The following is a 19607-nucleotide window of genomic DNA, read 5'->3' on the forward strand; positions in this document are numbered from 1 at the left end:
GCCATGACGGGACCGTCCGGCGAAACGACGTTCGGGCCGATGCTCGGCGGCGACGGCCGGCCCGGGCAGCTGTGGGCGATGCTCCCCCGCGAGCTGGCCGCGGTGTTCCGGCCGCGCCTGCTCGACGTCGCCGACGAGGTGCTGCGCGAGATCCAGCGGACCATCCCGGACTACGCGCGGCCGCTCGACGGCGCCTTCGGCAAGGCGCTGCGGGCGGGCGTGCAGGCGGCGATCCTGCAGTTCATCGACCGGATCGCCGCCTCGGGACCGATCCCGGACTCGCGGCGGAAGGTGTTCGTCGGGCTCGGCGTGCACGAGCTCGCGCAGGGCCGCAACCTCGACGTCCTGCAGGCGGCCTACCGGGTCGGGGCGCGCGTCACCTGGCGGCGGATGGCCGAGGTCGGCACGCGGGCGGGTGTGCCGTCGGCGACGCTGTGCCTGCTGGCCGAGGCGATCTTCGCCTACATCGACGAGCTGTCGGCGTTGTCGATCGAAGGGCACGCGGCCGCGCAGGCCCGTGCCGCGGGAGCGCTGGAACGGCGGCGCCGCCGGCTGCTCGACCTGCTGCTGGCGGACCCGCCGTCGCCGTCGCGGACGGTCCAGGAAGCGGCGACGGCGGCGGACTGGCCGTTGCCGCACCGGCTCGTCGCGGTGGCGCTGGACGGGCCCGTCGACGTCGCCGGTTTGGGCGCGCTGGAGGACTTCGAGGACGGGACACCGCGGCTGCTGCTGCCGGCTCCTTCGGACCGCGCCGCGTTGACGGCCGCGCTGGCCGGGCACCGGGCCGCGGTCGGCCCGCCGGTGCCCCCGCGGCAGGCGGGCCGCTCGCTGGCGACGGCGCAGGAAGCGTTGCGCCTGGTCCCCGACGTCCTGCCGGACGAGCCGCTGACCTGGTGCGAAGACCACCTGGCGACGCTGTGGCTGCGCAAGGAACCGTTCCTGGCGACGGAGGTGTCCCGGCGTCGGCTGGCGCCGCTGACGGCGTTGAACCCGAAGCAGTACAACCGGCTGGCGGGCACGCTGCTGGCGTGGCTGGAGACGTGCGGCAACGTCCGTGAGGTGGCCGACCGCCTGGCCATCCACCCGCAGACGGTCCGCGCCCGCGCCCAGGAGCTGGAGGCGTTGTTCGCCGACCACCTGCGCGACCCGGACGACCGCTTCGAGATGATCCTGGCGCTGCGCGCGACCTTGGCCTAGACCGGCGTGGTGCCGGGGCTGGTGCGTCCGGCCAGTTCGGCGGCGAGGTGGCGGACGTGCGGCGGCTCCAGCATCGACCGGTGGTCCCCCGGCACGACCTCCACGTGCAGGTCCGAGCAGCATTCCGCCCAGCCGGCGGCGGCTTGCCGCGCGGTCAGGTAGAGCACGACCCGGCCGGCGTACGGCTCGGGATCGGGCGGCGCGTCGGTGGCGAAGAGCACCACGACGTCGACCCGCTCGCCCAGGGCGGTCAGCCGCCGCGCGGTCTCGTAGGCCAGCACGCCGCCGGCCGCCCAGCCGCCGAGCCGGTAGGGCCCGGCCGGCCGCACCTCCCGCAGCCGGGCGACGCCGGCGTCCACATCGGACACGTCGAGGACGTGGCACGGCACGTCGCCGAGGTGCTCGCGCAGCGGCCGGTACACGCCGGGCTCGCCGAACAGCACCAGCGGCGTGCCGCCACGCCGGGTGCGGACGGGGACGGTCGTGCCCGTCACGTAGCCCGCGAGGTCGTCGAGACGCGCCCCGCCCAGCAGCAGCGGCACCGGCAGCGCGACGCCGAACTCCCGCTCGACCGCGGCCCGCGCGCGCATCGCCGTCAGGGAGTCCAGGCCCAGCTCGACCAGCGGTACGTCCGGCGCCGCCGCGCGGCCGAGCAGCCCGGCGACGATGTCCGCCAGCCGATCGCGCGGGGTGGCGACCGCGGGGACGCCGGCCATCACTCCGGAGAAGTACGGCCGCCGGACGAAGTCGCGGTTCGCGTCCGGCCGCGCGATCCCGACCGACGGCCGGTCGGCCGCGAGCACGGCCGGCAGGGCTTCGACGGCGTCCGGCAGCGCACCCCAGTGGACGGTCGTCGCGGGCAGGCCGCGGGAGCGGCGCCAGGCCGCGAACGCGTCCAGCCACGCGTCCGCCGTCGCGTGGGCGGTCTCGCCGGGCGCGCCGAACAGCGCCGCCGTCGACGCGTACGTCAGCCACCACTCGGGCGGAGTGCCGGCGGTCGCTTCGTGCAGCCGCCGCGCCCCGAGCACCTTGGGGCGCCACACGGCCGCGACACCATCACCGGCCACGTTCGCCGCGTGCACGATTCCCCTCAGTGGCAACCCGTCCTCGGTGGCCGCGGCGACGAGCCGTTCCGCGACGCCGGGCGCCGCGATGTCGCCGTCGACGACCACGACGTCCACTCCGGGCAGTTCGATCTCTCCGAGTCCACAGAGGACTATGCGGGTCGCGCCGCCGCTCGCCAGCCAGCGGGCGGTGGCCAGGCTCAGCGTGTCCCCGCCGGTGACGACGTAGGCGCCCGGCCCGGTCGACCCGCCGTCGACGAGCGGGACGCGGGTCAGCCTCGCCGCGTACCGGACGTCGTGGCGCCAGCGTACTTCGTCGTCGGGCGCGGCCGAACGCAGTTCGCGCGCGAGAACGTCCACATCGGACCGGGCGTCGCAGTCGACGAGCGTCGCCCGCAGTTCCGGCCGGTCGAAGGCGAGCACGCGCACGAACCCGCGCAGGAACGCGAGCCCCGGCTCGCCACTGGACTGCGTGACGAGGTGGAACCGGACGTCCGGCCCCAGGCGGGCGACCACCGAGCGGACGGTGTCCAGCAGGTCGCGGGCGTCCTCGGGGTCGTGGTAGGCGTGCGGCGCGCCGGCGAGGAAGACGACGCCGCGGACCGGACGCTCGGCCAGGAAACCCGGGAGCTCGTCGAGGTCGTCCTGCGGCAGTGAAAGCGCTTCGTCGCCGGCCGCGGCCAACGCGAGGGCGAGCGCGACGGCCCGGCCCAGCGCGGCCGGGTGCTCGTCGGTCAGCAGCAGCCACGAACCCGGCTCGCCCGGCCCGGTCAGCGGCACTTCCGCCCACGTCGTCCCGAAGGCGCGGGCCGCGAGCGGCACGTCGCCGGGTGCCCGGAAGCGGACGTCGGCGAAGTCGGCGACGACTTCGCCGTCTTCGGTGCCGAGCTGGACCGTTCCGGCGCCGTCGGTCCGCACCCGCGCGCCCCGGCTCGCGTCGCCGAGCAGCCGGACCCGGCCGAACGCGGCCGGTTCGCCCGCCTCGAAACAGGCGTCGGCCAGGATCGGGTGCAACGCGTACCCCTTCGGCACGGTCGGCAGGTTTTTGTCCACTTCGGACAGGGCTGCTGGCGCGGGGTCCGTGTCGGGCGAGACCCACGCCGTCGCATGCCTTACCCAGCCCGCGCCCGCTTTCGCCCGCACCACGGCGGTGCCGTCGACGCGGATTTCCGTGCTGAGCAGCGTTTCCCCGGTCACCGCGAGCACCCGGTGGACTTCGAGGCCGTCGACGCGGACGCGTCCGGTACCGAACAGCTCCCGCGCGCCGGCCAGGAACAGCTCCAGGAACCCGGTGGCGGGGAACACCGGGACGTCGTGCACCCGGTGTCCGTCCAGCCAGGCGGGCGCGTCCGGGGCGATCGCCGTCTGCCACAGGTGCCGGTCCTCGCCCGGCACTTCGACGCGGGCGCCGAGCAGCGGGTGGCTCGTGGTGCGTCGCGGCCGGCGGAACGGCCGGTGGTCCCACGGCGGCGGGGGCAGGTCGAGCACGGGCGCCTCCGGGTAGCGGCGGTCGAGCACCGCCGGATGACCGGCGGCGTGCAGTTCGGCGAGCGAGCGCGCGAAAGCGTTTTCTTCACCGTCGCGGCGGCTCAGGCTGGCCAGCGTCCGGACACCGGCGGCGGTCTGTTCGACGGCGGGCAGCGCGATCGGGTGCGGCGAGACCTCGACGAACCAGCGGTGCCCGTCGGCGACGGCGGCGGCGACCGCCTGGGTGAACCGGACCGGTCGCCGGAGGGTGGCGACCCAGTGGTCCACATCGAACACCGGGTCGTCCGACGCGCTCGAATAGCAGGTCGTCGTCGGCGACCGGTGCCGCAGATCTCCGAGGGCCGCACGGAACCGGCCGAGGATCGGCTCGACGGCGGCGGTGTGCCCGGTTCCTTCGAGCCGTCTCGCGAGCCGGCCCATACCGTCCACTCGGGACACGAGAGCGGCGATGTGCTCCGCGTCGCCGGCGACGGTGCACTGCGTGGGCGACGAGTACTCGACAACGGTGAGGCCGGGCTCGTCCACCTCGCCGGCCGGCAGTTCGACGACGGCCATCGCGGTCGGCGGCAGTTCCGCGAGGAGGCCGGCGGTGGTGACGACGATGTCGAGACCGTCCCCGACGTCGAGCGCCCCGGCGACGACGGCGGCGGCGACCTCACCGGTCGAGTGGCCGAGCACGGCGGCGGGTTCGACGCCGTGCGCCCGCCACCAGTTCGCGAGGGCGACCTGGGTGCCGTAGACGAGCGGCGCCACCACGGTGGGGTCGCCGAGGGGCCGGCGCAGGGCGCCCCGCAGTGAAAAGCCGGCTCTGGCGAGGAAAACCGGTTCCAGCGCGGTGACGGCGGCCCGGAACTCCGGTTCGGCGCCGAGCATGCGCCGTCCCATGGCGGGCCACTGCGACCCGTTGCCGGAGAACACGAAGACCGGACGCGGCCGGTCACGCCCGGCGGTGTCCCGCACGACATCGGCGGTGGTCCGCCCGTCGGCGAGGGCCCGCAGCCCGGCGGCGAGCGCGGTGCGCGAGGAGGTGACAACGGCGGCCCGCAGCGGCAGGTGGTCCCGCCGCCGCGCGAGCGCGGCGGCGAGATCCCCGGGCGCGACACCGCGGCCGGGCCCGGCAAGCCAGTCGGCCAGCGCACCGGCCCGCCGCCGCAGGGCGGTTTCCGAGTGGGCGGAGAGGGAGAAGACCTGAGGCCGGCCATTCCACCGCGACCCGGGGGCGGCGGGGGTGAGGGGTTTCGGCCATTCTTCGAGCACGAGGTGCGCCCCGGTACGACCGAAGGCGGAGACCCCGGCGCGAGCGGTCCCGCCGTAGCGCGGCCAGTCAGCGGGCTTGGTGCCGAGGGACAGCGAAGGTGCACCGGGCCGCCGACTCGGCGGCCCGGGCTGGGCTCCCTCCACGCCAGGTGTGCCGGACTGCGAACCCGGCGGCGCGGGCCACTCGGCCGGGTTGTCCACCGGCGACGGCCCGGTTGCGCTGGCCCGCTGACTCGGCGGCGCGGGCCAGCCCCCCTTCACTCCAGGTGTGCCGGACTGCGAACCCGGCGGCACGGACCACTCGGCCGGGTCACCCACCGGCGACAGCCCAGCTGCGCCGGACTGCGGGCTCGACGGCGCCGGCCAATCGGGCGAGCTGTCCACAGGCGGCAACCCGGGCGTGCCGGACCGCTGACTCGGCGGCGCGGGCCGGTCAGCCGGTTCGTCCTCGTCCGACAGCCCAGCTGCGCCGGACTGCGGGCTCGACGGCGCCGGCCAATCGGGCGAGCTGTCCGCAGGGGGCAACCCGGATGCGCCCAGCCGCTGACTCGCCGGCCCGGGATGGTCGGCCGCGCTGTCCACCGAAGTCAGGTCCGGTGCGCCGGGCCGCTGGCTCGGCGGCGCAGGCCACTCGGCCGAACTCGGCAACGCGGGCCAGCCGGCCGGTGGGATCCGGTTGTGCCACAAGGCGAGTACCACCTTGATCAACCCGAAGATCCCCGCCGCCGCGCCCAGATCACCCATCCCCGCCGCCGGTGCGCCGACCAGCAACGGCCGGCCCTCCCGGTTGCGGCCGAACACCCCCTCCAGCGCCCCAGCCTCCGCTCCCTGCGTCTCGACGTAGTCCACAGTGGCCGGGTCCGAGCCCGCCACCGCGTGTGCGTCCGCCAAGACCTCCGCACCGCCCGCGCCCACCGCGCTTCCGCGGATCACCGCCAAGACCCGGTCGCCGTCGCGGCGGGCGTCTGCCAAGCGCTTCAGCACCGCCACTCCCGCGACCGCCTCGCTCACCCCCGCCACGACCACCACGTCGGCCTCCCCCGCCGACAACGCGCGCGCCGCCTGGTGGACCGCCGCCAGGGAGGCCGTCCCCTCCGCGTCCACCGTCAAGCTCGGTCCGCGCAGGTCGAACCGGTCCGACACCCCCGTCGTGCGCACCGATCCGCCCGCGAACACCCCCGTCCGGCTGCCGCGCACCGTGCTCGGGGCGATGCCCGCGTGCTCGAACGCCGCCCACGTCGTCTCCAGCAACAGACGCTCGCGCGGGTCCATCTCCGCCGCCTCCGCCACGTCGATGCCGAAGAAAGCCGCGTCGAACCCGGCGCCGGACGCGCCCCCCGAAGCGCCGGCCAGCAACGCGCGCCAGAGCTCGTCGGGCGACTCGATGCCCGGCAGGCGGCAGCCGATGCCGAGCACCGCCACCGGTTCACCCGCCCGGGGCCGAGGACGGGTGTCACGCCCGGCGAGCGCCGTGGCCAGCGCCGCGATCGACGGGTACCGGCCGAGCAGGCCGAGGTCGGGTTCGCGGCCGAGCAGTTCCCCCAGTTCCGCGGCGACGGTCGCCGCGTCCCGTGAGGACAGGCCCAGCTCGGCCAGCGGGACGCCGGCGTCGACCAGCTCCGGGGCGAGGCCCGCCAGCCCGGCGATCCGCTCGGTGAGCCACCGCCGCAGCTCGTCGGGGTCGTTCACCGCGCGCCACCGAGGTCCGCGCCCGCCGGCAGCACGACGACCCTTCGCGGGGTCAGCCCGTGCTCGGCCGCAAGCGCGGCCCGCACGGCTCGCTCGACCTCCCCGCGCGGCGGCACCACTCGTGGCCGCAGCCCGACGACGACCACCGCTCGCTCACCCCCGGTCGCGGCCGCCTCGCGCACCGCCGGGTGCGCCCCCTTCGCCGTCGCCTCGAGCTCCCGGGAGTCGTGGCCGGCGACGACCCGGCCGAGCACCGACAGCGTGGCGGACCCGTCCAGGACCCCGAGGTCCCCCGTCCGCAGCCACCAGCGGGGCTCGTCGTCATCGGCGAGGAACGCGCAGAAGACGCGCGCCGACTCCGCGGGCCGGTTCCAGTAGCCGCGGCCGACGTTCGGGCCGCTCACCCAGATCTCACCGGCCTCACCCGCGGGACGCCGCCGCCCGGCCGGGTCGACGATCGCGATCCGCTGCCCGGCGGGCGCTCCCTCGACGGCCACCACCGCCGTCGCTTCGGCCACCACGTGACACACCCGCAGCGCGTCCGCCGCGAACGCCTCCCGGAACCGCACCAGGTCCGGGTCGGCGGCACTCGCCAGCACTCCGGCGTCAAGCGGCAGGTGAAGCGGCGGCCGCCGGTCGACGAGCACCACGGGCCGCCCGGTGGTGATCGGGACGGCCACGGCGAGCAGCAACCCGAGTGGATCGCTGGGCGGCCGCCAGCTCACGATCGTCCGCCCCGGGAGCTCGGCGGCCGCCTGCCGCGCGTTGGCCACGACGTTCGCGTGCGTCACCATCACGCCGGCCGGGTACTGCAGATAGGCGACGTCTTCGCCGGCCACCGGGTCCTCGGTGAATTCCTTCGCCTTTTCGACGATATCGACGGCCAGCACCCGGTGCCCACATGTGTCCAAAGTGGACAAGAAGCGCCGGGTGGCGGTCACCGAGTCCGCCGTCGCCAGCACGATCGAGGGCTCGGCGTCGGTGACGGCCGCGCGGTTTCCGGTGTCCAAGGGGATCGCGACGAGACCCGCCCGGATCGCGCCGAGGAACGCGACGACGTGGTCCACGGGCCGGGCGATGAGGATCGCGGCCCGCTGCCCCGGCTCGGTGACCTGCCGCAACGCCGCCGCGACCGCGGTCACGCGGCGGTCGAGGGACGCCCACGTCAACGTGGTCGCGAGCCACGTCAGCGCCGGCTCGCCGCCCGCCACCCCGGCCCGGCGGGCCAGCAAGGTGGAAAGCGTCGTGGCGCCGGCTTCGGCGACGCGGCCGCCGAAGACCCGTTCTGAACTCGTGAGCATGGATTCCTCGCGCATTTCTCGCGGCGGATCGGTGATTCACCGTATTTCCCGCGTTGAATCCGTGTCAACGAACCGGGAATGCGCGAAAATACTTTGTCATTCCGTTCACTGCGACGCGGGCAACGCCTGTTGTCAACGTGACAATCACGCGGCGGACATCCCCGTGACCCGCCACTTCCCGGCCACGCGCTCGGCCGTGACGCTCAGCTGGGCCGCCCCGGTGCTGCGCTGCCCGTCGCCGCGGGTGCCGGTCTGGTCGAGGAACACCAGCAGCGCCGCGCGGTCGCCGTCGAGCAGTTTCACCCCGGACGCGACGGCCGTCGACGTCACCACGAGCTTCTGGTCCGCGGCCAGCTTGCGGACCTGGCCGAAGAGCTGGTCGTACTGCGCGAGCGCGGGGCCGGCGAGGAGGTCCTTCGCCGCCTGTTCGTTCTTGGCCGGGTCGTCGTAGCGGTAGGAGAACAGCGTGCCGAGCGCGGCGCTGATCTGTTTCCCGGCTTCGGCCGTGCCCGCGACGTCCGAAAGCGCGGTGTTGTGCGCGACGACGGCGTTCGTGCTCCGCGCTTCGAGGGTGAACCACACCGCCAACCCGGCCATCACGACGGCGAGCGCGACGACCGGCCACGGCACTCGACGGCGTTTCACGGCAACCGGCGTTTCGGTCTCCGGCGCCGGTTCGTGGTGGCGGCCCGCGACCTTCACCGCTCGCTTCTTCGTCGGCACGGTCATGGCGTCTCCCCCGTCGGGACCTGGCCCAGCCCAGTGACCCGCCAGCCGTCGGGCCCGCGCGTCAGGTCGGCTTGGAACCGGTTGCGTTTCGTCACGGCGTCGCCGCCGTCGGGCGCCACGACCAGCTCGACCGACGCGATCAGCTTCGCCGTGCCCGCGCCGGTGTCCACTTCGGTCACCGCGGCGTCGGTCACCTTGCCGGTGGTGACGGTCTTCGCCTGCGCGATCCGGTCAAGACTGCCTTGGCGATCGGCGGCCAGCTCGTCGTGCAGGGACCCACCCGAAAGGTCCAGCCAGTGCTGATAGCCCGGCGCGGCCTGGCGGTAGTCCAAAGTGGTCAGTCCGGCGACGGCCGTCCGGCCCGCCGCCAGCGCGTCCTCGCGGACGACCGCGCGGGCGACGCCGTCGTCGTGCGCCGCCTGCCACCAGGTGTACCCCGACCACCCGGCCGCGACGGTCGCCACGGCCGCCAGAACCCACGCGAAAACCCTCACGGCCGTCCTCCCGGTGCGTTCTGCGAACCCCGCACGTTCGTCGGGTTGCCCTTCGGCAGCGCGCAGCGCGCGGCCGTGTTCAGCGGGCGGGTCGAGGTGTCGAGTCCGTTGTGGTACGGCGTCGTGTACCCGGTGGTGCACGGCGGTGGGTCGAAGAAAGTCAGCGACAGCCCGAAGTGCGCGCCGTCCGGGCGGATCACGGCGGTGCCCGCGGCGACCGCCTGCGGTGCGGTGATCAGCAGCTGCCGCAGCCCGTCCTGGCGGGCTTCGAGGACGTCCGCGGTGGTCAGCAGGTTGGCCAGCAGCACGCCCAGCTGCGGCCCGGAATCGCGGATGAGCGCGCCGACTTCGTTCGCCGCGGCGGGGACCGCCGGGATGAGCGTGCGCAGGTCGCCGTCGGACTCCTTGAGCGTGGCCGCCAGCAGCTTCGCGTTGGCGCCGAATTCGCGGATCGCGCCGGCCTGCTGCACCTGCGTGTCGAGCACGGTGTGCGCGTCGGTGACGAAGCGGGTCAGCGGCGCGACGTGCGCGCTCGCCGCCTGCACGAACTCGATGCCGCGGCCGACGAGCTGGTCCAGCGCCGGGCCGGCGTCGGTCGTCGCGTTGTACAGCTCGTCGACGACCGTGCGCAACGCGGGTTTCGGCACCGAGTTGGCGAACGTGTCCACTGTCGACAAGACGACGTCCACCGGCAGCGGGATCTTCGTGTCGGCCTGGGTGATCACCGAACCGTCGTGCAGCTTGGGGCCGCCGTCGGTGCGCGGGCGCAGGTCGACGTACTGCTCGCCGACGGCGGAGCGGTCGGCGACGACGGCTTCGGTGTCGGCCGGGACGGGCGTGGTGCCGGAGTCGATCTCGAGGTCGGCTTCCATCCCGGCCGGGGTCAGCCGCAGCTCGCCGACGCGGCCGATCGGGACGCCGCGGTAGGTGACCTCGGCGTTGGTGAAGATGCCGCCACCGGTCGGGAACTGCGCCTTCACCGTGTAACCGCGGTCGAAGAACACCTTGTCCAGACCGGCGTAGGTCGCCCCGACGTAGGCGACGCCGAGCACCGCGATGACGACGAAGATCGTCACCTGGACGCGCACGAACCGGGTCAGCATCAGTGGCCCACCTTGAGGAACCCGTTGAGGTAGTCGCCGCGGATCGTGTCGAGCGCGGCGTCCGGGAACGGGAAGGTGAAGATCATCTCCATCGCCTTCGGCAGCTTGTCGCCGGAGTCGGCCAGCCGGCGCAGCAACGGTTCCAGGGCCTTCAGGTCGGCGACGAGGTCGTCCTTGCTGCGGTTCACCGTGTCGACGGCGACCGAGGTCAGCCCGTCGAGCGACTTGAGCATCCCGACCAGTGCTTCCCGCTGCTGGTTGAGGACGCCGATGCCGGGCGTGAGGCCGTTGAGCGTCGTGGTGATCTGCTCGGTGTGCGCGTTGAGCGTCTGCGCGAGCTTGTTGACGCTCTCGATGGCCCGCGTGATCTCGGTGCGGTGCTCGTCGAGCCCCTTCACGAAAGCGTCCAAACTGGACAGCAGGCTGCGTGCCGCGGTTTCGCGGCCGCCGAGTGCTTCGTTGAGCTGGCGGCTGATGTTCTGGACCTGAGCCACGCCACCGCCGTTGAGCAGCAGCGACAGCGCGCCGAAGACCTCCTCGATCTCCGGCGTCAACGTCGACCGGTCGAGGGGGATGTTCGCGCCGTCGAGGAGCCGGCCGGACGGCGTCGCGTCGTCCGGCGGGGCCAGCTCGACGAACTTCTCGCCGAGGATGCTGGCCTGCCGCAGCCGCGCGACGGCGTTGCCCGGCAGGTCGACGTCGCCGTTGAGCAGCAGGTCCACGATGGCGCTGTGGCCGTCCGGCGCCAGTTCGACCTTGACGACCTGCCCGACCGGGACGTCGTTGACCTTGACGCCGGACTGCGGCACGAGGTCGAGGACGTTGGTGAAGCTCGCGGTGACGTGGATCGGGTGGTCGCCGAGCGCGGCGCCGCCGGGCAGCGGGATGTCGTAAACACTCACCCCCCGTCCGCAGCCGGTGGTGACCAGTGCGAGCGTCACCACCGCGGCCAGCTTGACCAGGGATTTCATTTCGGCTCCGGGAACTCGAGGAGGTTGCCGCGGCCGTCGATGGTCCCGTTGGCCTGGTCGTAGGCGCCCAGCAGGTTGGTCAGGGCGTTCGGGGCCGCGCTCAGCGCCTCGGCGAGGGAGTCCTTCTGGTTCACGAGCACCTTCGTGACGTCGGCGAGCTTGTCCACATCGGACTGGACCTTGCCGCGGTTGTCCTTGATGAACCCCTGCACGACGGTCAGGGCCTGGGTCAGCTCGGTCAGCGCGCCGGAGAACTGGTCGCGCTGGTCGGCCAGGACCTGGCTGAGCGACGCGATCTGCGAGATGGCCTGCTTGACCTGCCCGTCGTTGGCGGCGAGCATCGCGGTGAACTTGCTGATGTTGTCGACGGAACCGAAGAGGTCGTCCTTCGAGTCGCTCGCGGCGCGGGCGAACTCGCCGAGGTTCTTGATCGCCGTGCCGATGGTCTGGCCGTTGCCGTTCAGGTACTCGGCCGACTTGGTCAGCACTTCGCTGACCGCGCCGTCCTTGTTGGCGCCTTGGGGGCCGAGGGCGGTCATCAGCTGGTTGAGGCTGTGCAGCAGGTCGTCGACCTCGACCGGGGTCGCGGTGCGCTCGCGCGGGATCGACGCGCCGTCGGCCAGCCGCGGGCCGCCGCGGTAGACGGGCGTGATCTGCACGTACCGGTCGGCGACCAGGCTCGGGGTGATGACGACGGCTCCGGCGTCGGCCGGCAGCTGGACGTCGGGCTTGAGCGTCATGGTCACCTTGACGTCGGTGCCGTTCGGTTCCACTTTGGACACCGAGCCGATGGCGACGCCGAGGACGCGGACGTCCGAGTTCGGGTAGACGCCGACCGCGGCGGCGAAGTACGCGGTCAGCGTCCGCTCGGCGGGTGCCGTCGCGATCGGCCAGGCCGCCGAGACCACCAGCGCGAGGAGCACGCCGAGGGTGAGCGCTCGCAGCCGCGTTCGCCGCCGGGCCCGGGCTCCCAGGTCGATGAGCTGGTGGGCCATCAGCGTCCTCCGTTCTTCGGCGGCAGGCAGCTGCCCGGTGTGGTGCCGGTGGGGATGAGCCCGCAGATGTAGGTGTCGATCCACCGGCCGTTGCCGACGGCGTTGCCGAGCAGCCGGTAGAACGGGCCGGCCAGGCGCAGGCTGTCCTCGAGCTTGCCCTGGTTCTGCTGCAGCACGGTGGCCACGCGGTCGAGCTGGTCGAGTGCCGGGCCGAGCGTCTGCTGGTTGTCGGCGACCAGCCCGCGGAGCTGGATCGAGAGGTTCTTGATGCCGGTGAACAGCTGCGCGATGGCGTCCTTGCGGGCGTTGAGCTCGGTGAGCAGGGTGTTGCCGTCGCGGATCAAGGCCTCGATCTGGTCGGAGCGTTCGCCGAGGGTCTTGGACACCTGGTTGGTGTTCTGGAACAGCTTGACCAGTTCGTCGTCGCGGGACGCAAGCGTTTGCGACAGGGCGGCGATGCCATTGAACGCCGTCTTGACGTCGTCGGGCGCCGACGCCCCGAGCGTGTCGGACAGCACCCGGAACGCCTGCGCGAGCTGGTTCGTGTCGATCGCCCCGACCGTGCTCGCGAGGTCGTTGAACACCTCGGTGACGTCGTAGGGCGAGCTGGTGCGCTCGGCCGGGATCGGCTGGTCCGGGTTCAGCTCGCCGTTGCCGACCGGGTCGAGGACGAGGTTCTTCTGGCCCAGCAGCGTCTTGATCTTGATCGCCGCGGTCGTCCGGTTGCCGACCCAGGTGTCCTTGACCCGGAACAGCACCTCGACGTGGTCGCCGGCCAGCCGCACGTCGGTGACCTCGCCGACCTTCACGCCCGCGACGCGGACCTCGTCGTTCGGCTTGAGCCCGGCGGCCTCGTGGAACTCGGCCTTGTAGGTGGTGCCGCCGCCGACGATCGGCAGGTCGTCGGAGAAGAAGGTCGCGCCGCCGAGCAGGGCCATGACCAGTGCGGTCACCGCCCCCACGACGATCGGGTTGCGGGAGCGGAACGGCTTGATCCGAGGGGGTTTCACCGGCACCTCGCAGCGGTCACGGGAATGCCCGGGGGCGGTCCGCCCGGCGCGGGCTTCGCGTCGGACTCCACCGAGCAGAGGTAGAAGTTCGCCCACGAGCCGTAGGAGAAGAGCGTGCCGATCCGTTCGAGCTTCTTCGGCAGGTTGTCGATGAACTGCTGGAAGACGGGGGTGTTGTCGGCCAGGTTCTTCGACAGGTCGCCGAGGGCGGTGATGCTGTCCTTGAGCGGTTGCCGCCCCTGCTGCAGCAGGCCGGCGGTGGCCGTGGTCAGGTCGCCGAGTCCGCCGATCGCCTGCCCGATCGGCTTGGCGTCCGCGGCGAGGCCGGTGACGAGCTGCGCGGTCGTGTCGACGAGCGCGTCGAACTGGTCGCCCTGGGCGTTCACGGTGTCGAGGACGGTGTTGAGGTTGCCGATGACCTGGCCGATCACGGCGTCCTTGCCGGCCAAAGTGGACGTCAGCGACGCCGTGTGCTGCAGCAGGCTTTCGATCGTGCTGCCCTCGCCCTGCAGGACCTGGATGATCTCGAACGACAGCTGGTTGACGTCGTTCGGCGACAGCGCCTGGAAGAGCGGCTTGAAGCCGTTGAACAACGCGGTCAGGTCGAGCGCCGGCTTGGTCCGTTCCAAGGGGATCTCGGCGCCTTCGGCCAGCGTCGGCGAGGTGTCCGTGGCCCCTGGGTCGACCGAGAGGTACCGCTGCCCGACGAGGTTGCGGTAGCGGATGGTGATCGCGGCGGACGCCGTGAGCCGGTGCGTGCGGTCGACCGAGAAGCCGACGTCGGCCAGCCGGTGTTCGACCACCTTCACGTCCTCGACCTGGCCGATCCGGACGCCGGCCATCCGGACTTCGTCGCCGGGGTTGACCGAGGTCGCGTCGGTGAACCGCGCGGTGTACCCGATCGTCGCGCCGACGCTGGAGTTGGCGATCGTGATCGCGAGGATCCCGGTCGCGACGGCGGTCACCAGGAAGAAGATCAGCCCCTTGACGGCGGGCGCCACGACGCTCCTCATCGGACGGTCACCTCCGTCCCGCGCAGCGCCGGTCCGATGAGGACGCTGCTCCAGTCGGGCACGTCTCCCAGCGTCGGCTTCAGGATCTCGGCGACGAGCCGGCGCTCACCCGGCGAGTTGGCCGGGCCGAGGTCGCCGTCCGTGGCGCCCGAAGCCGCGGCGCCGCCGCCGTAGCACTTCGGGCCGCCGGTGGCGTTGTAACGCGGGTTGTCGCGACCCGGCACGTACTTCTCGCGCGGGTCCTGCACGGTGAGCGTGACGTGCAGCCCCGGCTCGTTGGTCCCCTTGCCCAGGGCCTTCTCCATCAGCGGCTTGAGCCGGTTGACGGCGTCGAACAGGCACGGGAACTCGGGTGAGTACTGCGACAGCAGCTCCAGCGACGGCCGGCTTGCCGCCGAGACGCCGATGATGTTGTCCTTGTTCTTGCGCAGGAAGTCGTTCAGGTGCCCGGTCGCGCTCGTGACGCTCGAGTAGAGGCTGTCGAGGTCCGCGCGGGTGTCCACAATGGTCTTCGCGGTGGTCGACAGGTCGGTGAGCGCCTGCAGGATGTCGGGCGCGGCGGTCGTGTAGACGTCGGCCGCGTTCGCCAAGCCGGTGATGTCGGCCTTGAACTGCGGCATCAGCGGGTTCAGCTGACCGAGGAGGTCCTGCAGCTTGACGATGCTGTCGCCGATCGGCTGACCGCGGTGGTCGAGGGCCTGGGAGATCGCGCCGAGCGAGCTGTTCAGCTTCTGCGGCTGGACCGCGCGCAGCAGCGGCAGCAGGTCGCCGAGCACGCGTTCCAGCTCGATCGCGTTGGCGGACTTGTCCTGTCCGATGACGTCCCCGGCGGCGAGCTTCCCTTGTGGACGGTCCGGCAGCACGAGGTTGACGTACCGTTCGCCGAACACGGTCTTCGGCAGCAGCCGCGCGGAGATGTTCTCGGGCAGCAGGCCGATCTTCGCCGGGTCGAGCGCGAGGTCGATCTCCGCACCGGTGCGCGTGCTGCGCACCGCGCGGACTTCGCCGAACGGGACGCCCTTGACCTTCACCTCGGCGGTCGGCGCGAGCTGGTTGCCGACGCGGTCCGCGCGCAGCGTCACGAGTTTCGAATCGTCGAAGTCCTTGTCGTAGATGGCGACCGCGAGGTAGCCGAGCAGGACGAGCACGCCGAGGAACGCGACCCCGGCGAGCTGCGTGCCGAAACGGCTCATCCCGACACCTTCACCGTCGTCGTCGCACCCCAGATGGCCAAGGACAGGAACAGGTCGAGGACGCTGATCAGCACGATCGACGTCCGCACCGCGCGGCCCACCGCCACGCCGACGCCGGCCGGCCCGCCGCTGGCCCGGTAGCCGTAGAAGCAGTGCGTCAGGATCACGCCGACGCTGAAGACGAGCACCTTGCCGAACGACCACAGCACGTCACCCGGCGGCAGGAACAGCGTGAAGTAGTGGTCGTAGGTGCCGCCGGACTGTCCGAAGAAGACGACCGTGGTGAGCCGCGAGCCGAGGTAGGAGATCAGCAGCCCGATGACGTACAGCGGGATGATCGCGATGAACCCGGCGACGATCCGGGTGGTGACCAGGTACGGCATGCTCCGCACGGCCATCACTTCGAGCGCGTCGATCTCCTCGGAGATCCGCATCGCGCCGAGCTGGGCGGTGAACCCACTGCCCACAGTGGACGACAGCGCGAGCCCGGCCACCAGCGGCGCGATCTCGCGGGTGTTGAAGTACGCGGTCAGGAACCCGGTCATCGCCGAGATGTTGATCTGGTTCAGCGCGCTGAAGCCCTGCAGGCCCACGGTGACGCCGGTGAACACGCACAGCCCGACCATCACGCCGATGGTGCCGCCGATGACCGCGAGCGCGCCGCTGCCGAACGTCACCTCGGCCAGCAGCCGGACGACTTCGCGGAAGTAGCGCGTGACGGCGAGCGGGACGGCCGCGAGCGCGCGGACGTAGAAGAGCAGCTGGTCGCCGAGGTCGAACAGCCGGTCGCCGGGTTTGCCGAGGATGGCCACTCAGGTTCCCTTCGCGGGGACGAGCTGCAGGTACAGCGCGGTCAGCACGGTGTTGACGAAGAACAGCAGCAGGAAGGTGATGACGACGGACTGGTTGACGACGTCGCCGACGCCCTTCGGCCCGCCCTTCGGGTTGAGGCCGCGGTAGGAGGCGACGACCCCCGCGAGGTAGCCGAAGATGACGGCTTTGACCGAGCTGACGACGAGGTCGGGCAACTGGGCGAGCGCGTTGAAGCTGGCCAGGTACGCGCCGGGCGTCCCGCCCTGGATGATGACGTTGAAGAAGTAGCCGCCGAGCACGCCGACCACGCTGACCAGGCCGTTGAGCAGGACGGACACCCCGACGGCGGCCTGCACCCGCGGCACGATCAGCCGGTGGATCGGCGAGACGCCGAGCACCTCCATCGCGTCGATCTCCTCGCGGATGCTGCGCGCGCCGAGGTCCGCGCAGATGGCGCTGCCGCCGGCCCCGGCGATGATCAGCGTCGTCACGATCGGGCTCGCCTGCTGCACGACGGCCAGGACGCTCGCCGCGCCGTTGAACTGCTGCGCGCCGATCTGGCTGGTGAGCGAGCCGAGCTGCAGCGAGATCACCGCGCCGAACGGGATCGAGACGAGGATCGCCGGCGTGATGGACACGCTGGCGATGAACCAGAACTGCTGGACGAACTCGCGGACCTGGTACGGGCGGCGGAACATCGCGAGGATGATGTCGAGGCCCATCGCGCACATGCGGCCGAATTCGCGCAGGCCGTTCGCGGCTCGCTTCGGCGCTTCCGTGAGCAGCGTAGTCATGCCTTGCACCCGCTGCTGAAGCACCGCAAGGTGAGGTTCGAGACGAAGGTGTTGCCGGGCCCCGAAACGAGGCCGGTGAGCAGCCGGCTGACGTCCTCGTGCCCGACGCAGCCGGCGAACGGCGGCGCGGTGAACGTCGAGGTCACCTTCACCGGCGGGGCCGGCAGGGAGATCGGCACCAGGGCCTTGATGTTCACCGACGCGGGCTGGGCCGTCCGGCAGTTCGGCCCGACGTCGAGGGTTTTACCGTCCACCTTGGCGTCCGAGAGCTTGATGAACACCTTTGCGGTGACGTCGGTGTCGGCGCAGATGTTGGTCTGCGTGGCCTTGCAGTTGGTGTCCTTGCCGGTCTTCACGGTGGCCATCCCCGTGGCGTCGCCGTCCGGGATGATCTCGACCCGGCCGGTGGTGGCCATGAACCGGAACGCGACGAAGTAGCCGTCGGCCGGCGGGATGGTCAGCTTGCCGGAGATCGGCACGGTGTTGGTGAGGCCGCCGAGCGCCCCGTCGAAGGTGCCCGGCGGGAAGGCGATGTCGGAACCGAGCTTGGCCACGTGGCTCGTGGTCGGCTGCTGCGCGTCCCCGAGGGTGAACCCGAACGGGATCGACGTGGCCGCCTGGGCCTGGGCCGGCGCGGTCTCGCCCGGCGCGGCTTCCGCGGCGCCGAGCGAGAACGCGGTCAGCGCCAGCACGAGCAGGAGCGGCACCGCGCGTGTCAGCATTGACATCCGTAGTTCCTCATGGTTCGTAGTTACTCACGATTCCCGTTGTCACACAAGGAATCCGCGTTTCTTGTCATGCCGCTCAGTGGTGCGCGGCGCGGTTTTTCCGCGCCGCGTCACAACTTCACTTCTTGGTGAGGGTGACCTCCAGCTTGTTGCCCGGGCCGGACGTGATGCCGGTGATCAGGCCGGTCAGGAAGCCGCAGCCGGTGAACTGCGGGATGCCGTAGGTCGCGGTGAGCTTGCCGCCCTTGAGCGGGTCGAACCCGGCCGCGGAGACGAGCGGCACGTCGGCCGGCCGCACCGTGTGGCAGGAGTTCGACGACAGGATCGGGAAGCCGAACACGCGGACCTTGGTGAGCTGGACGTCGACCTGGGCGTTCGCCTTGACCGCGCCGCCGGTGAGCGTGCCGTTGATGGCGCCGACCTGGTTTAGCTTCACCGTCGCGGACGCGGGGATGAAGCCGAGCACCCGGAAGTCCACATCGGACTTGGGCAGCACCAGCCGCGCGCCGAACTTGCCGGACGCGGCGTCGAGCTTGGCGTCCAGGGTGCCCGGGCCGAGCGGCAGGGTGGCGTGCAGCTGCTTGAGCTGCGACTTGCCCTTGACCGAGTACTTGACCTCGATACCACCCGGCGGGGTGGTCGGCTGGGTCGTCGGCGTGGTCGGCTCGGTGGTCGGGGTCGTCGGCTCGGTCGTGGGAGTCGTCGGTTCCGTCGTCGGAGTCGTCGGTTCCGTGGTCGGAGTGGTCGGCTCGGTCGTGGGAGTCGTCGGTTCCGTCGTCGGAGTCGTCGGTTCCGTGGTCGGGGTGGTCGGCTCGGTCGTCGGAGTCGTGGGCTCGGTGGTCGGAGTCGTGGGCTCGGTGGTCGGAGTCGTCGGTTCCGTGGTCGGAGTCGTCGGTTCCGTCGTCGGAGTCGTCGGCTCCGTGGTCGGAGTCGTCGGCTCGGTCGTCGGAGTCGTCGGTTCCGTGGTCGGCGTCGTCGGTTCCGTGGTCGGCGTCGTCGGCTCGGTCGTCGGCGTCGTGGGCGTGGTCGGGGTCGTCGGGGTGGTCGGCGTCGTGGTGCCGCCCGCCGGCTTGATCTCGAACGTGCCCAGCTGCTGGTTCTGGCCCGGGACCGCGACGCAGTCCGAGGTGAACGTGCCGAGGTCGGTCGGCTGGCCGTCCGCGGTGCGCGGGGTCATCGTGGTGCTGAAGTTCCCGACCGTCACCGACGCGGTGCCCGGGCTGGGGAACGTCACGGCCGGCGCCTTGCCGCTGCTCTTGACGTGGAACGCGCCGGACGGCGGTACCGGCGTCGAAGCGATGGTCAGCGGCAGGTTCAGGTTCAGCGTCTTGTCGACCGGGTACTTGAGCACGGCCGCGGCCTTCGCCGAGCCGTCCAGCGACGTGGCGCCGACCAGCGCCAGCCCCTCGGTCGCGGTCTCCGGGACGGTGACGTCGACGTCGAAGGTGATCGGGGTCGACGAGGCACCCGCGACGGCGTTGTCCGGCAGGTTCGTGTCGATCTTGACCGTCAGGACCTGGTCGCCGATCAGCGGGAACGGGCAGTTGTAGTTCAGCGTCAGACTCACCGGCGCGGCCTGGGTCGGCCCGGCCCCGACCAGCGCGACGGTCGCCGCGATGCCCGCGACGGTCGCGACGGCGAGGCCGTAGGCGGGCTTTCTCGACTTCCACGAAAACTTCACGGATCGTCACCTCGGGGAATGGGGGTAATTTCAGCGAAAAGTACCTCCGCAAAACCGGGTTAACAAGCGAGGCAGAATTCTTTGTCA

15 protein-coding genes are annotated in these 19607 nt (G+C 72.1%); 1 reads left to right on the forward strand and 14 read right to left on the reverse strand.

Annotated features, from left to right (window positions below; all coding sequences use genetic code 11):
- The first annotated feature begins 3 nt into the window (after positions 1 to 3).
- A complete protein-coding gene (locus BLV96_RS13120) occupies positions 4 to 1197 on the forward strand; it encodes a PucR family transcriptional regulator (protein WP_086675058.1) in 1194 nt (397 codons plus the stop codon).
- Here the strand turns inward: BLV96_RS13120 and BLV96_RS13125 are convergent.
- The 14 genes from BLV96_RS13125 to BLV96_RS13190 form a co-directional block, all read right to left on the reverse strand.
- Positions 1194 to 6695, reverse strand: coding sequence for a type I polyketide synthase (locus BLV96_RS13125; RefSeq protein ID WP_086675057.1), 5502 nt, complete (start codon positions 6693 to 6695; stop codon positions 1194 to 1196). The two genes, BLV96_RS13120 and BLV96_RS13125, sit on opposite strands and share 4 nt — an antisense overlap.
- The gene (locus BLV96_RS13130; protein WP_158104120.1) at positions 6692 to 7996 is read right to left on the reverse strand and encodes an AMP-binding protein; all 1305 of its coding nucleotides are present in this window, start codon (positions 7994 to 7996) and stop codon (positions 6692 to 6694) included. The genes BLV96_RS13125 and BLV96_RS13130 overlap by 4 nt, the downstream gene beginning before the upstream one ends.
- Before the next feature lie 144 nt (positions 7997 to 8140).
- Positions 8141 to 8725 (reverse strand): hypothetical protein, encoded by a 585-nt coding sequence (locus tag BLV96_RS13135; RefSeq protein ID WP_086675055.1) that lies wholly within the window; start codon positions 8723 to 8725, stop codon positions 8141 to 8143.
- Positions 8722 to 9219: a hypothetical protein gene (locus BLV96_RS13140; protein WP_086675054.1), complete on the reverse strand. Its 498-nt coding sequence runs from the start codon at positions 9217 to 9219 to the stop codon at positions 8722 to 8724. Before BLV96_RS13140 ends, BLV96_RS13135 begins: the two co-directional genes overlap by 4 nt.
- Positions 9216 to 10322, reverse strand: a complete 1107-nt coding sequence (locus tag BLV96_RS13145; protein ID WP_086675053.1) for an MlaD family protein — start codon at positions 10320 to 10322, stop codon at positions 9216 to 9218. Before BLV96_RS13145 ends, BLV96_RS13140 begins: the two co-directional genes overlap by 4 nt.
- Positions 10322 to 11293, reverse strand: coding sequence for an MCE family protein (locus tag BLV96_RS13150; RefSeq protein WP_091389127.1), 972 nt, complete (start codon positions 11291 to 11293; stop codon positions 10322 to 10324). Before BLV96_RS13150 ends, BLV96_RS13145 begins: the two co-directional genes overlap by 1 nt.
- Positions 11290 to 12288, reverse strand: a complete 999-nt coding sequence (locus BLV96_RS13155) for an MCE family protein (RefSeq protein ID WP_086685191.1) — start codon at positions 12286 to 12288, stop codon at positions 11290 to 11292. Before BLV96_RS13155 ends, BLV96_RS13150 begins: the two co-directional genes overlap by 4 nt.
- Positions 12288 to 13298 (reverse strand): MCE family protein, encoded by a 1011-nt coding sequence (locus tag BLV96_RS13160; RefSeq protein ID WP_279627535.1) that lies wholly within the window; start codon positions 13296 to 13298, stop codon positions 12288 to 12290. Before BLV96_RS13160 ends, BLV96_RS13155 begins: the two co-directional genes overlap by 1 nt.
- Positions 13295 to 14311 (reverse strand): MCE family protein, encoded by a 1017-nt coding sequence (locus BLV96_RS13165; protein ID WP_086685194.1) that lies wholly within the window; start codon positions 14309 to 14311, stop codon positions 13295 to 13297. Before BLV96_RS13165 ends, BLV96_RS13160 begins: the two co-directional genes overlap by 4 nt.
- Positions 14308 to 15504 (reverse strand): MCE family protein, encoded by a 1197-nt coding sequence (locus BLV96_RS13170; protein ID WP_086685197.1) that lies wholly within the window; start codon positions 15502 to 15504, stop codon positions 14308 to 14310. Before BLV96_RS13170 ends, BLV96_RS13165 begins: the two co-directional genes overlap by 4 nt.
- Positions 15501 to 16316, reverse strand: a complete 816-nt coding sequence (locus BLV96_RS13175) for an MlaE family ABC transporter permease (protein WP_013229372.1) — start codon at positions 16314 to 16316, stop codon at positions 15501 to 15503. The genes BLV96_RS13170 and BLV96_RS13175 overlap by 4 nt, the downstream gene beginning before the upstream one ends.
- Complete coding sequence (locus tag BLV96_RS13180) at positions 16317 to 17111, reverse strand: MlaE family ABC transporter permease (RefSeq protein WP_086685200.1); 795 nt, start codon at positions 17109 to 17111, stop codon at positions 16317 to 16319.
- Positions 17108 to 17839, reverse strand: coding sequence for a hypothetical protein (locus BLV96_RS13185; protein ID WP_086685203.1), 732 nt, complete (start codon positions 17837 to 17839; stop codon positions 17108 to 17110). Before BLV96_RS13185 ends, BLV96_RS13180 begins: the two co-directional genes overlap by 4 nt.
- Before the next feature lie 118 nt (positions 17840 to 17957).
- Complete coding sequence (locus BLV96_RS13190; protein WP_091389130.1) at positions 17958 to 19520, reverse strand: DUF6801 domain-containing protein; 1563 nt, start codon at positions 19518 to 19520, stop codon at positions 17958 to 17960.
- Between the last annotated feature and the right edge of the window lie 87 nt (positions 19521 to 19607).

The sequence above is a fragment of the Amycolatopsis pretoriensis genome (genome assembly GCF_900107925.1).
In the GTDB taxonomy this organism is placed as follows: domain Bacteria; phylum Actinomycetota; class Actinomycetes; order Mycobacteriales; family Pseudonocardiaceae; genus Amycolatopsis; species Amycolatopsis pretoriensis.